Origin of the sequence: Rickettsiella endosymbiont of Dermanyssus gallinae, from assembly GCF_019285595.1 — a bacterium.
Classification (GTDB): Bacteria; Pseudomonadota; Gammaproteobacteria; order Diplorickettsiales; family Diplorickettsiaceae; genus Rickettsiella_B.
Genome location: NZ_CP079094.1, coordinates 365,839 through 378,708 on the forward strand (window position 1 = coordinate 365,839; position 12,870 = coordinate 378,708).

At 40.0% G+C, this 12,870-nt stretch carries 10 protein-coding genes and 1 tRNA gene; 5 read left to right on the forward strand and 6 right to left on the reverse strand.

The window, feature by feature from the left end; genetic code table 11:
• Nucleotides 1-28: 28 nt before the first annotated feature.
• Nucleotides 29-658 (reverse strand): nucleotide exchange factor GrpE, encoded by a 630-nt coding sequence (gene grpE, locus KX723_RS01855; protein WP_218814412.1) that lies wholly within the window; start codon nt 656-658, stop codon nt 29-31.
• 291 nt (nt 659-949) lie between these two features.
• Between grpE and KX723_RS01860 the strand changes: the two genes are divergently transcribed.
• The 5 genes from KX723_RS01860 (at nt 950) to KX723_RS01880 (ending at nt 4,527) form a co-directional block, all read left to right on the forward strand.
• Nucleotides 950-1,837: an NAD(+) kinase gene (locus KX723_RS01860; RefSeq protein ID WP_218814413.1), complete on the forward strand. Its 888-nt coding sequence runs from the start codon at nt 950-952 to the stop codon at nt 1,835-1,837.
• Nucleotides 1,838-1,972: 135 nt separating this feature from the next.
• Nucleotides 1,973-3,154 carry a hypothetical protein gene (locus tag KX723_RS01865; RefSeq protein ID WP_218814414.1) on the forward strand — a complete coding sequence of 394 codons (1,182 nt, stop codon included), beginning with the start codon at nt 1,973-1,975 and terminating at the stop codon, nt 3,152-3,154.
• Between the two features lie 116 nt (nt 3,155-3,270).
• Nucleotides 3,271-4,035, forward strand: coding sequence for a triose-phosphate isomerase (gene tpiA / locus KX723_RS01870; protein ID WP_218814415.1), 765 nt, complete (start codon nt 3,271-3,273; stop codon nt 4,033-4,035).
• Between the two features lie 35 nt (nt 4,036-4,070).
• Complete coding sequence (gene secG / locus KX723_RS01875; protein ID WP_218814416.1) at nt 4,071-4,427, forward strand: preprotein translocase subunit SecG; 357 nt, start codon at nt 4,071-4,073, stop codon at nt 4,425-4,427.
• 15 nt (nt 4,428-4,442) lie between these two features.
• Nucleotides 4,443-4,527 (forward strand) — tRNA-Leu (locus KX723_RS01880).
• 50 nt (nt 4,528-4,577) lie between these two features.
• On the opposite strand, the gene KX723_RS01885 is transcribed toward KX723_RS01880, so the two are convergent.
• The 5 genes from KX723_RS01885 to KX723_RS01905 form a co-directional block, all read right to left on the reverse strand.
• Nucleotides 4,578-6,101: a glycosyltransferase family 39 protein gene (locus KX723_RS01885; RefSeq protein WP_218814417.1), complete on the reverse strand. Its 1,524-nt coding sequence runs from the start codon at nt 6,099-6,101 to the stop codon at nt 4,578-4,580.
• Between the two features lie 7 nt (nt 6,102-6,108).
• Nucleotides 6,109-7,626, reverse strand: a complete 1,518-nt coding sequence (locus KX723_RS01890) for a glycosyltransferase family 39 protein (protein ID WP_218814418.1) — start codon at nt 7,624-7,626, stop codon at nt 6,109-6,111.
• Nucleotides 7,623-8,444 carry a 2,3,4,5-tetrahydropyridine-2,6-dicarboxylate N-succinyltransferase gene (gene dapD, locus KX723_RS01895; protein ID WP_218814419.1) on the reverse strand — a complete coding sequence of 274 codons (822 nt, stop codon included), beginning with the start codon at nt 8,442-8,444 and terminating at the stop codon, nt 7,623-7,625. Before dapD ends, KX723_RS01890 begins: the two co-directional genes overlap by 4 nt.
• Nucleotides 8,445-8,531: 87 nt before the next feature.
• A complete protein-coding gene (locus KX723_RS01900) occupies nt 8,532-11,630 on the reverse strand; it encodes an efflux RND transporter permease subunit (protein WP_218814420.1) in 3,099 nt (1,032 codons plus the stop codon).
• A 5-nt stretch (nt 11,631-11,635) separates the two neighbouring features.
• Nucleotides 11,636-12,667 (reverse strand): efflux RND transporter periplasmic adaptor subunit, encoded by a 1,032-nt coding sequence (locus KX723_RS01905; protein WP_218814421.1) that lies wholly within the window; start codon nt 12,665-12,667, stop codon nt 11,636-11,638.
• Nucleotides 12,668-12,870 lie beyond the last annotated feature (203 nt).

Consider the following 12,870-nt stretch of genomic DNA (forward strand, 5'->3'; position numbering starts at 1 on the left):
TGCCTTTTCAAGGTGTAGCTGAAGCTTGTTATGAATTTTTTTCCGGTGCCTTTGCCACGATGACCGCAGCAGGGCGTATTAACCTTCCTTGAAGCAAATAGCCTTTTTGTGGACTTAGAAGAATCGTATTAGGCTTTTGCTCGCTGGTTGCCTGCATGGACATGGCTTGGTGGTAATTGGGGTCAAATGCATCGCCGGCAGCGGGGGCAATGGTTTCCACGCCATTATTTTCTAATACCTTTTGAAACGCCTGTAGGGTTAATTCTATACCCTTTAAGGTGGGATCATTATTGGTCCCCTGGGTGAGCTCAAGCGCTCTTTCGAGGTTATCTTTAACGGGGAGTAGGTCTCTAATAAATTTTTCCAAGGAAAATTTATGTGCTTTTTCTATATCCTGTTGGGAGCGGCGCTTTATATTTTCCATTTCAGCACGTTGATAGATTAAGGTGCTTTTATGTTGCTCTAGCTGGGCTTCGGTTTTAGCGAGCTGCTCTTCCAAGGCTTCATAGGAAGGATGGGTTAATTTCTGGGCAGAGGACTCCGTTTTTTGTGTGGTTGCTTCCTCTTTAGTGGTTGATTCTGGCTCGGTCGTTTCTTGAGCGGCCGCACTATTTAATTTTTCCCAGGTTGTTTTTTTAGAGCTCTCGTTTTTACTCATTATAATAAGTCTCCCATTATTTTAAGAAGGACAACGATTAAATTATGAATGCCTAAATTCAATCGTAGATACAATATCCTATAATTAGATATAAATTATGGAGGCTATGGTCACAAGATTCAAGCTTAAGTGGCAGCTTAAAATCGGTGCTTAGTGTAAAAATTTGCTAATCTATGCTCACAGCAATGGGATTTTCGGCAACCCAGACGAAAATTCAAGGGCGAAGGGTATATTTGACTAGGCGATACTATTTGCCCAGGATAGCGCCAACTTATATAGGTAACTCATACTATGTCCAAAAAATTTTCTACCATCGGCTTAATCGGCAGGCAAGGCATGCGGGATGTTAGCGATACGCTGATCGCAGTGCTAGATTATTTGCAAGCAAAGAAACGGCAGGTTCTGGTGGAGGAGGAAACAGCAAAATCCTTGCGCGGGCGCACCTGTAATTGCTTTTCTAAGTCAGACTTGCATAACAAAGTCGATTTGCTGATTGTGGTCGGTGGTGATGGTAGTTTGATTAATGCCGCACATAGCGCAGTGCAGCATGATATTCCCGTCTTAGGTATTAATCGAGGTCGTTTAGGTTTTCTTACGGATGTTCATCCGCAAGATCTAGAAAATAAAATTGGCGAGGTGTTGGAGGGAGATTATCATGAAGAAAAACGCTTTTTATTAAATGCAACCATTGCATTAGAAGGCAATAAAACACAGGCCGGTATCGCATTAAATGAAGTGGTGCTGATGCCTGGAAATGTGGCACGCATGATTGAATTTTCTATTACGATTGACGATCAATTTGTCTGTGTGCAACAGGCGGATGGTTTAATTGTTTCTACGCCCACGGGCTCAACTGCCTATGCCTTATCGGGGGGTGGACCGATTTTACACCCAGAATTGAATGCTATTGTCTTAGTGCCTATGTTTCCGCATACCTTAAGTGCCAGACCGATTGTGGTTAGTGCGGATAGTCAGATTGATATTCATATTCATACACATAGTTTATCCCCGCCTGCATTAAGCTGTGACGGTCAAGCACGGATTTCTGTGCCGATTGGTGCCGATATTCGTATTCAAAAAAACTCAAAAGCATTACGGTTGATTCATCCGCACGATTATAATTATTTTGAAACGCTGCGCACTAAGCTGCATTGGAATAAAAACAATCATATTAAATAAATTTAATTTTTATAAAATTAATTATCAGTTATCAATATTTTTAATATTAAATTCTATTTTTTTTATTTGCTAAAAAATTTAATTTTTATTACTATATTTTTTGAAAAATAATAATAAAAACTAAATAGGTTGTTTATGTCTAAATTTAGAAATAAATATACACCGCCCAGTTTTTGTAGTGTACCTGTATTGCTTGTCCCTTTTGATTCTAGAAGAGAAGCTGAAGAGTGGTTAAAAACTAAGGGGCTTAATACGAGTGGTACACCGCTTTTAATTCCTTTTAAAAATAAAAAACTCAATAGCATTGAGTGTTTAAAACCAAGCGGTGATCGCTTAAGAATTATGGGGGCTGCTAATGAGTTCGAGGATAAAAAATATAGCGGAAAAATATTGAATTGGTTTTTAACGCCATTTTCACGAGATTTTATACCACACATAGCCGATTTAGTTGGCAATACTATAAAAATTGAAGAAAATAGACCTATTATTATTTATGAAAAGGGAAGCAAGTCTGTAGGACAGAAATTTGCAGCTCTTTTTCGTAGCCAAATAAAGAAGCTAGAAAATCAGATTGAAGCAGCACAGACAAATGATGCGCCGCGACTTGAGCCGGCTGAAGTGATGCAAGATCTTTCTAAGTTAGCATTAGGTTTAGAGATAAAGGCAGGAATGAGTTATTTTATTGTAAGGGAAAATGGAATAGCAAAGGTATATCGCCATACTTTTCATAGGGATGGCGACAATGAAAATCTTAATTTATACCTAGAGAAAGAAGCTGAGGCGGGGCTATCTGCACCAGTTCGAGTTTATAATAATAAAAATGAAAATAACCATTTTTACGCTGTCTTAAAAGATTGGGTTACAGGAACTATTTTTGCATTTATTACTGCAATAGGTACTGGATTTGTGGGTTCAATTTTTATTCCGGCATTTATTACAGCGCCGATTGCGATAATAACTTTTATTGTATTGAGTTTTCTCGCTTATCATAAAGCATTAGCAGATAATCCTAAAACAAACGATTTTGTTGGAAAGTCGGAGATTAAAGTAGTTCAACCTAATGGTGCAATCACTCGCATGAACAATACGCGTGACTGTCAAGCAAACGAAATGCCAACTATTCAACGGCGGTTGGTTCCCATAGCGCAGAAACATTCAGAAGCTGTAATGCCTACGCCTGCTTTTTTTAACAGCCCGATAATAAAGAGTGTGTCTACTTTTTTAAATAACCCGACAGAGGGCGTCGCTAATTTGGCGAATTTTGCGAAAGGTTTCGAACCTGAAACTATATTAAAATTAATGACTAGATCAACTTAAAAGATCAAACAGTCAATTTTTTATGGATGCTTCGTATTTTCAGCAACGATCGGTATACTCGCTAAAAAGTTAATATTGTTTAGTACACTCATCAAAATGGAGTATGTGATCCTCCTATGCGGAAAAAATTTATTATAGGCAATTGGAAGATGTATGGTAGTAAGGCTTCTGTAAAGGCGCTATTAACGACATTGAAATCTTCCGCGGTAACCCCTTCAGCCAATGTAAATAGGGTTGTTTGTCCCCCTTATGTTTTTTTGGCTGAGGCGCAGACTTTATTAGAAGGAAGCCAAATTGCATGGGCAGCGCAAAATATGGCAGCTGAGGAAGAAGGGGCTTATACGGGGGAAGTATCTGCCACCATGTTGCATGAATTTGGTTGCCAGTATGTGTTACTCGGCCATTCAGAGCGTCGTGCCTACTACGGAGAAACGGATAAGCTGATTGCCAAAAAGTTTAAGCTAGCCACGGAGTCGGGGTTGACGCCGATTCTTTGTATTGGTGAAACGCTTGAACAGCGCCAGTCTGAACAGACCCACGCGGTATTACAGCACCAACTCGACAAGAGCATGGCATTAGGCGAGGCTGTATTCCAGCAAGGGATACTGGCTTATGAGCCAGTCTGGGCGATAGGGACGGGGGTTTCGGCAAGCCCTGAGCAAGCCCAGGAAGTACACCAGTTTTTGCGCCAGCAGATAGCCCTACGTTATCCTGATCTTGCGCAAAAATTACCTATCCTGTATGGTGGCAGCGTTAAACTCGACAATGCGAAGGCGTTGTTTCAGATGCCTGATATTGATGGTGGTTTGATTGGCGGCGCATCTTTGCATGCGCATGATTTTTTGCAGATTTACGGGGATTGTGTTTTTATAACCGACTGATATTTCACTTGGTTATCTGTTTATAATCTAACTCTATGTTACAGCAACTCTTAGTTTTATTTCATGTACTTGTTTCCATTGCACTGGTTACTTTGGTCTTATTGCAGCAAGGTAAAGGGGCAGAAATGGGTGCTAACTTTGGAAGTGGTGCTTCGTCTACCGTGTTTGGTAGCCAAGGCTCCAGTTCTTTTTTATTTAAATTAACCGGGTTATTTGCGCTACTATTTTTTGTCAGTAGCCTTTCCTTAGGTTATGTAGCAGGACACCGTGTTAAACAGGATCCTATCCATAAATTAGCGAGCTTAGCGCAGCAATTACCTGCCCAAGTTAATAGCGGCACACTTCCCAATCAGGAAGAGCCTATTCAAACAACAGGAAATTCTAGTTCATAAGGTTTTTATTTGATTGTCGAAGTGGTGGAATTGGTAGACACGCTATCTTGAGGGGGTAGTGGCGCAAGCTGTGCGGGTTCGAGTCCCGCCTTCGACACCATTGAATTAAAGTCTTGTTTCCTTTACTTGCCTTAATCGTTTTTCTTAATATTAATTACAATAATTTTTATCTGGCGGAAGCAGTGCAAAGCGGACTTGTATAGGGTTTTGTTGCGTATGATTGCGGTACCAAGCAAATGATTGTTCAGGGAGTTGAATCAGGTTTGCAAATTGATTGCGTACAAAGCTTGGAAACTGTGTTCCCTTAAAAAAATGTTGAACGGTGTGTCCACTTTCAATAACGAATAGAGCACCTTTGCAACGCAATTTTTTCTTATCAATCCAAGGCGAAGTACTGGCATTCCATTCCATCCAAACTTGTGGTTTATCGGCTGAATAATAACCGATATAGCCGGCGGTATAGCGATCCCCTGCAACATAAGCGAGTTTTTCGGCATAATGGGAATGCCACACTTGAGTGGCGGCTTTTGCTATTTCGGAGCCGGGGTAAGCACCGCTATCATTCTTTAAAGAAACAATCATATAACCGAGTCCAAAACTTAACATCACGGTGACTATAAATATCGTAAATCGGTTAATAGAACGTTGCGAAATCCTCGGTTTAAAAAAGATAAAGAAAGCGCTGCCTAAAAAACTGATAAAGGTACTGCCCCATTCTCTATGTAGAGAAAAACTCAGCAAACTAGCGAGTATGAAAAGTAAAACAATCGGTCCTAAGCCCATTAAAAAACTATATAAATAAGCATCAGACGTAATAGACGATGGTACAGGAATATTATTTACGTTTTTTTTATATTCTATGACAACTAATAGAGCAAACAGGCTAGGAAGGATTATGATTAAAAAATTTAATAAAAAATCCAAGTTATTATTTAAGTACTGTAAATAGCCTAATTGGTTGAGTAAACCCCTCGCTAAAAATGCATAACTGAGGGCATTAAAATCTTGTTGATAAAGCCAAATAAGATTGGGTAATAATACTAAACCGTAGAGTAGTAATGCTAAATAGGGTTTTGCGGAAAAATAATGTTTTTTACGTTCAGATGAAAGTAAAAGATAAAGTGCATAAAGTGGTAGAAGAAGAATCGCACTGTATTTTGCTAAGGTGGCTAATGCTAAGATAGCCGCGGAAAAAAGCCAGTATTTCAAATCATTATTTTTTACACCACGATAGAAGAATAATACAGAGAGTGGCAATAATCCTTGTAAAATATAGTTATCATTATATATCTGTACATCAACGTTGTAAGCGCTACAAAGTAATAAGGCGACGGCAGCAATAAAGGCAGAAGCGGAATTATTAGTCAGATCAAAGGTCAATGCTCTTACTGACCAAACACCCAGCAGGATAAATAATTGCTGAATGAAGTAAACACCAAAACCATTGAAGCCAAGTAGGCCACCTAGGTGTGCGAGCATACCGGGTAGAAAGGGGTTTTTATCGTAACCCCATTGGAATTGATGACCCCAGGTGAGTGCTTCAATTAAATCATTACCAATCGTGTGTCGAATAAAAACTGGCAAAAAGCTCCATAGCAAGAGCTGTAAAAGCATAATCAACCAAAAGTATCGTTTGAGTTGTATTTCCAGTGGGAGTGTCTGTTTGTTTTTCATGAGTCTCTTAATTATTGATTAAATGACAGTAAGCTTTATTAGGAGGAAGAAGTGCAAAGTGTATTTTTATGGGTGGTTGATTTTTAGGGTTTCGGTGCCATTGAAAATCTTGTACGGGGACATTGCGAAGCCTTGGGAATTGCTGATGTAGTATAGGAGAGAAATCATTATTGTTGTGTGATTTATCATTAGAGCTTTCAATAACAAATAATCCTCCTTTACAACGTAGTGTATTTATATCGACCCAAGGTGATTTTTTACTATTCCAGTCAATCCAAACCTGTGGTTTATCAGCTGAGTAAAAAGCAATGTAACCGGCTGTGTAGCGACTACCTGCAACATAAGCCAGTTTTGTTTTGTACTGCGTATGCCATAATTGCGTGGCAAATTTTGCTATTTCTGGTCCAGGGTAATAAATGGCAGTTCTTTTTTTGGAAACCATAATATAGACAAAACCAGTTGTTAACATCAGCGCAATAAGAAATACGATGTATCGGGTGATGGAGCGCCTTGAAGTCGCGGGTTGAAAAGTAACAAAAAAAGCGGTGCCTAAAAAACTTAAGAATGGCATGAACCATTCTGTGCGTATCAAAAAGCCTAATACACTGGCCAACATGAATAGAAGGATGATGGGGCCCAGGCCCAGTAAACAACTAAAAAATTGACCGTCAGGATCTAATAATTTAACAGTAGCACCGGCTTTATATTCAATAGCGATTAATATGGCCAATAATCCAGGAAGTGTTTCTAAGAAAATAGATAATAAGGAAGATAAGTTATTACGTAGATACGCTAAGTTAGTTAATTGCTGTAATTCGCCTCTTTCTAAGAATGCATAGTGTAGGGCATGAAAGCTTTGATGATGAAGCCAGATCAGATGAGGTAAAAGCACCAGGCTATAAAGTAAAAAAGCAAGATAAGGTTTACTGGAAAATAAATATTTTTTGCCTTGTTTAGAAAATAATAAATATAAAATATACAAAGGAAAAAAAAGAATAGCGCTGTATTTTGCTAATGTGGCTAAAGCTAAGCTAGCGGCAGAAAAAAACCATTGTTTTAGATCATTATTTTTTACGCCGCGATAGAAGCATAATGCAGAAAGCGGCAATAATCCTTGTAAAATATAATTATCATTATTCAGCTGAACTTCGAAATTATAAAAAAAATAAAGCAGCACCGCCGTGGCACTAATAAAAGCATAACTTCTGTTATGGGTAAGCTCAAAGGTTAATTGCTTGGTTGACCATACACCTAAAAGAATGAATAATTGTTGAATAAGATAAATGCCAAAACCACTGTTGCCAAATAATCCGCCTAGATGCGCTAGAATGCCGACTAAAAAGGGATTTTTCTCGTATCCCCATTCAAACTGACGTCCCCAAGTAAGCGCCTCGATGAGATCATGTGTCGTGGAATGCCTAATAAAAGCCGGCAAAAAACTCCATAGAAAGAGCTGCAAAAACATAATCAACCAAAAGTATCGTTTGAGCTGTACTTCTAGTGGAGGTGTTTGCTTATTTCTCATGAGTCCCTTAATAATTCATTAATGGCTACTTTTTCTCGTGTTTTTTTATCAATTTGTTTTACAATAACCGCACAATTGAGATGACAATGTCCCGTTTTAGACGGTAAGCTGCCAGCGACGATGACGGATCCACTGGGAACACGCGCATAACTTATTTCATTGCTTGCCCGATTATAAATCGGTGTGCTTTGGCCTATAAAAACGCCCATACCAATAACACTATTTTCTTCAACAATAACGCCTTCGACAATTTCTGAGCGTGCGCCAATAAAACAATTATCTTCTATAATAGTTGGGTTTGCTTGTAATGGCTCTAATACACCGCCAATACCTACACCGCCAGAAAGATGTACATTTTTGCCAATTTGTGCACAGGAACCTACAGTTGCCCAAGTATCTACCATGCTGCCTTCATCTACATAAGCGCCGATGTTGACAAAGGAGGGCATGAGAATGGTATTTTTACCGATAAAAGCACCCTTGCGTACACAGCTATTCGGCACAATGCGTACTTGTTGAGCTTGTAATTGTTGCAGATTGTTATTTGCGTATTTTAAAGGGATTTTATCGAAATATTGTGTATAACCCGCATCGAATATTTGATTAGAAGAAATGCGAAAGGATAATAAAATAGCTTGTTTTAACCACTGATGTACTACCCAACGCTGATCTTTTTTTTCAGCAACACGAAGCGTGCCGTTATCAAGTAATTCTATAGTCTCTAATATAGCTTTTTTTGTGGCCGTGTCGATTTTTTCAGGATTAATTTGGCTTATTTTTTTATAAGCATCTTCAATGAGCGGTTGTAATGTCTTCATGGGGGTTAACGCCTGAATAATATAAAAGCATATAAAATGCTAGGTGTTGTGTGTAACACCTAGCGATTAACTTTAATATTGGCGGAGTTATTGCGTATGATCAAGCGATTCTTGTTTTTCTTCAGAGCCGCTATCGGTTGTTGGGATAACCGACGGTTTTTTCGCATAGACTAGCGTGTACATGACGGGAAGAATAAACAAGGTAAAGAAAGTTCCTATCGCCATACCACCTAATATAACCCAGCCTAGTTGGTTTCGCGCATGAGCGCCTACCCCTTTGGCTAAGGCAAGTGGGACTGCAGCTAATAACATAGCCGCGGTGGTCATTAGGATCGGGCGTAAACGTAAGGATGCGGCTTCTATCACCGCTTCATTAAGTAAAAGTGTTTCTTTCTTTTTTAATTGATTGGCGAATTCAACAATTAAAATACCGTGTTTGGTAATTAAACCAATTAATGTTACGAGCCCAATTTGAGTATAGATATTTAAGGTGCCCCCGGTGAGGTGAAGCGCCAGTAAAGCACCGGTTAATGAGAGCGGAACCGTGAGTAAAATAATAAATGGTGCCCTAAAACTTTCAAATTGGGCAGCCAATACTAAAAAGATAAAGATCAGTGCAAACAAGAACGTTTGTTCCATGCTATTTCCTGATTGCATAAACTGGCGTGTTTCACCATCAAAATCGATTTGTACTGTTTTAGGTAAAACTTTTTTACTTAATTGGTCTAAATAATTAACTGCTTCGCCTACGGTATAGCCCGGTGCTAAATTTCCACTGAGTGTGACGGCACGAAGTTGTTGAAAATGATTGAGGCTCTGTGCAGATACGGAGGACTGTAAACTAACGATGTTAGCCAAAGGAATGAGCTTTTGACTTTGGCTACGTACATAGAGTTCTTTAAGTTGCTCACTCGCACTCATGTAGTTACGGTAAAGTTGAGGAATAACTTGATAACTACGTCCATTCCAATTAAAAACACTACTTTGTGGTTCGCCAATAAGAATATTTAAACTATTGGCAATGTCACTCATCGAAATACCCAATGCAATCGCTTTATCTTTATTAACATGGATATCGACTTGCTTCATATCCAAATTTAAATTGGATTGCAGGCCTAAAATACGCGGATTATCTTGTGCTACAGCTACCTGTAATTTTTTGGCGAGTTGATTGAGCGAAAGATAACTGTCAGTGCTTTTGAGGACAATATTTAATGGCGCATGTCCTGTTGATCCTGGCAATGCCGGTGGATTAAAAGGAAAGGCTTGTATGCCGGTAATGGCCCAAAAGCGTTTAAATAATGATTGTATAATTGCTTGGCTAGACGTATTTCGTTCATTCCAAGGTTTAAGAATTAAAAAAGATAATCCACCATTCAGGGTAGGCATGCCTGTTATGGTGATGTAGGTAGCAACTTCGGGTATTGTTTTATAAATCGCTTCGACCTGCGCCATATATTTTTTCATATACGCTAAATTAGCCGAAGTAGGGCCTGTTGCGGAGGTGATGATAACGCCTTGATCTTCAGCCGGTGCTAATTCGGCAGGTAAACTTTTAAATAGTGCAAAACAAGCCACATAGATGATGGCCGCTAAACTTAATACCAGTTTGCGGCGTTTTAACATCAGTGTTAAGGCTTGTTTATAAGCCTGTGTTAAGCGATTTAACAGTGATTCAATTTTCACCATAAATGGCCATGGTTTCGCTGAGTGACTCAGTAACTTGGAGCACATCATGGGTGATAAGGTTAAAGCGACAAAGCCTGAGATAATAACGGAAGCGGCTAAGGTAAAGGCAAACTCCCTAAACAATATGCCGGTCATATCATTGATAAAGCCAATCGGTGCATAGACGGCGGCTAAGGTTATTGTCATGGCAATGATAGCGAAGCCGATTTCTTTTGCACCAACGATCGAGGCTTTAAAAGGCGTAAGTCCTTGTTCAATATGTCGATGAATATTTTCTAATACCACAATGGCGTCATCGACGACTAAACCTATCGCTAAAATCCAGGCTAATAAGGTTAATGTATTGAGTGTATAACCTAAGACTAACATGGCGGTACACACGCCAAGAATAGATAAAGGAATCGTAACTAAAGGGATTAACGTGGCACGTAACGTACCTAAGAATAGAAAAATGACAATGAATACAAAAAGACAGGCTTCAAAAAAGGTGCGTTTAACGTCGTGTACGGATTCAGAAATAAATTTTGAAGAGTCCCATACAATATGAATTTTGATATCGCTGGGTATATTGTCTTGTAATTGCGGTAATAAAGCTTTTACTGCGTTTGCAACGGTGAGTGGATTGGCAGTAGAAAGCGGAATAATCCCGATGATAATGGCTTGGTGATTACCTTTAACAGCGGCATCCATTTGATCGGATTGTACGCCTAATACGGCATGTCCTACATCAGAGAGGCGGACAAGATAATTATTTTTATTTTGAATAACAAGATTATTAAATTGTCCCGCCGAGGTCATATCGGTGTTGGCATCAATCTTAATCGTTTCCCAGGGCGTGCGTAAATTACCGGGTGCCGCTTGAACATTATTTTGAGCTAACGCGTTGGTAATATCCATAGCGGTAACATGATGTGCAGCCATTTTTTGTGGATCTAACCATAAACGCATCGCATAGGTATTACTACTAAATATCTGTGCTTGGCTGACGCCGGGTATGTTTTGCAGTTGTGGCTGTATAACGCGGCTTAGATAATCAGAAATGGCAGCTGGTACCATTGTTTTGCTGGAAAAAGAAATGAAAAGTGTAGGATCGGCATTAGGGTCTTTTGTATCAATAACCGGATCCAGTACGGCTTTAGGCAGCTGTTTACGCACAGAAGCCACCGCATTACTGACATCAGACATGGCTTTAGTCAGATCATACCCTAGCTTAAATTGTAAGGTAATTTGACTGCTGCCTTGTTTGCTTTTCGAATGTATAACATCAATACCTTGAATACCGCCCAGGGCATTTTCTAAAGGCGTCGTAACAAAGCCTTCCATCAATTCAGAAGGTGCGCCAGGATAGCTGGTGCTTACCGTAATAACAGAGGGGGAAATTAAAGGATATTGGCTAACCGGTAATAAGAAAAAGGATTTAATACCGACTAAGAGGATCAGTAAGCTTACGACAAGGCTTAGTACGGGTTTGCGAATGAAAAGTTCAGTGAATTTCATGGCAATTACTTCCCAACGATGACCGGTGCTTTATCGAGCACCTTAAAACCACCCACGCTAATAACCTGTTCGCCTTCTTTTAATCCCGTGCTTAACGCGATTTTTCCATCACGTTGAAAAGCAACGCTGACAAGTGTTTTAACGGCTTTATGATCGATGATTCGGTAGACATAACTACCGGCTTCATCATTATTAACAGCGGTTTCAGGGACGGTGGTTAATGATTGTGGTTGAGCGACTTGTACAGAGACATTCACAAAAGCACCGGGTAATAATTGTTGTTTGCTGTTACCAAGGCTTGCACGTACACCCAAACTTCGAGTATCCGCGTCTATTTGCGAATCGACCGCATAGACCGTCGCTAGAAAACCTTGGTTGGGGTAGGCATCGCTATGGATGATCACTTTTGTTCCTGCGGTTACCTTGCTGGCGTCTATACCTGGGATTTTAAAATCAACACGTAGCGGGTCGATGGCATCTAAATTAGTAACAGGTTTACTGGGGTCGATATAATCGCCTTGGTCCACTAAACGCAGACCTAATCGACCGCTAAAAGGCGCTCGAATAAGCGTTTGATCAAGCGCCGCTTGGGCTTGGGCTTGCTGGGCTTGATTGGCACGATAGCTTGCTAAGGCTTTATCTAGGTCGGCTTTAGCAAATACCTTCTGTTTAAAAAGGGCAGATGCTCTTGCATAATCAGCCGCACTTAGTTCAGTTTGGGCTTTAGCGGCATCAAATTTTGCTTGTAACATAGCTGGGTTAAGCTGCAGCAGTGGATCGCCTGCTTTAACGGTTTCACCGGATCGGAAGTAAATAGCGGTAATACGGCCACTGGTTTCAGGTTTAATGATAATCCCTTGGCTAGCCGATAAGCTAGCAACGGCTTGAATGGTCTCCTGCCAAGGTTGTAGTACGGCCTGAACAGCACCCACCACAACAGGGGGTCTAGCGGGTTTACTGCTATGAAGGAGGTCGCAGCTGATGAGCGTGAGGGCCAATACCCCTAAAAAAAAGATGGCAATTAAGCGCTTTAGCATACATTTACTCTTATTATTTTATTCAAACTTATCGTTTAGAGACTGGAGCATATAAGTTTGGGTAGGGTAAATCAATGTTTTGCTGGCCAGTTCGGGGATAGCCGCGTTGTTGCCAGCGCTTATAGACTGTTCTGGTGAGTTAGTAGCATTACCGTGGTAGAGTCCCCATTGACCTATTTATGTAAGAATGCTGGCAAAATAGG